This is a genomic window from Delftia sp. ZNC0008 (assembly GCF_000799035.1).
GTDB classification, from domain to species: domain Bacteria; phylum Pseudomonadota; class Gammaproteobacteria; order Burkholderiales; family Burkholderiaceae_C; genus Comamonas; species Comamonas tsuruhatensis.
In genome coordinates, this window is sequence record NZ_JTKZ01000088.1 from 1 (window position 1) to 720 (window position 720).

The 720-nt window shown below is 70.4% G+C and carries 2 protein-coding genes; both read left to right on the forward strand.

What is annotated here, in order from left to right; all coding sequences use genetic code 11:
- A partial coding sequence (locus tag L995_RS03155; protein ID WP_047469080.1) for a TOBE domain-containing protein occupies window positions 1–316 on the forward strand: 316 nt, incomplete at its 5' end.
- A gap of 1 nt (window position 317) precedes the next feature.
- On the forward strand, window positions 318–720 hold a 403-nt coding region (locus tag L995_RS03160), incomplete at its 3' end, for an ATP-binding cassette domain-containing protein (protein WP_047469083.1).

The following is a 720-nucleotide window of genomic DNA, read 5'->3' on the forward strand; positions in this document are numbered from 1 at the left end:
GCTGCCCATGGCGCTGCCGGTGGGCCTGGCCGCTGCCGGCCCCCTGACCCTGGGCCTGCGCGCCAGCGCGCTGCGCCTGCAGGCCCGGCCCGGGGATGTGGCGCTGCAAGGCGTGGTGGAACTGGCCGAGATCTCGGGGTCGGACACTTTCGTGCATGCCACCACGCCCTGGGGCGAGCTGGTGGCCCAGGTCACGGGCGTGCACCACCTGGACCTGGGCAGCGCGGTCACGCTGCACCTGGACCCGGCCCATGCCTATGTGTTCGGCACGGACGGCGCGCTGCTGCTGGCGCCGGCGCGGCCCGGAGGACGATGAGATGGCCCGCATAGAACTCGATCTGGCCCACTCCTACAAGCCGAACCCGCAGCAGGACAGCGACTATGCGCTGCTGCCGCTGAGCATGGTCTTCGAGGACGGCGGCGCCTATGCGCTGCTCGGCCCCTCGGGCTGCGGCAAGACCACCATGCTCAACATCATGTCGGGCCTGCTGGTCCCCTCGCAGGGCAAGGTGCTGTTCGACGGCCGCGACATGACGCGCGCCACGCCCCAGGAGCGCAACATTGCCCAGGTGTTCCAGTTCCCGGTGATCTACGACACCATGACCGTGGCCGAGAACCTGGCCTTTCCGCTGAAGAACCGCCGCATGCCTGCCGACCGCATCCGCGCCCGCGTGGGCCAGATCGCCGAGATGCTGGAGATGAGCGGCCAGCTCGACGCGG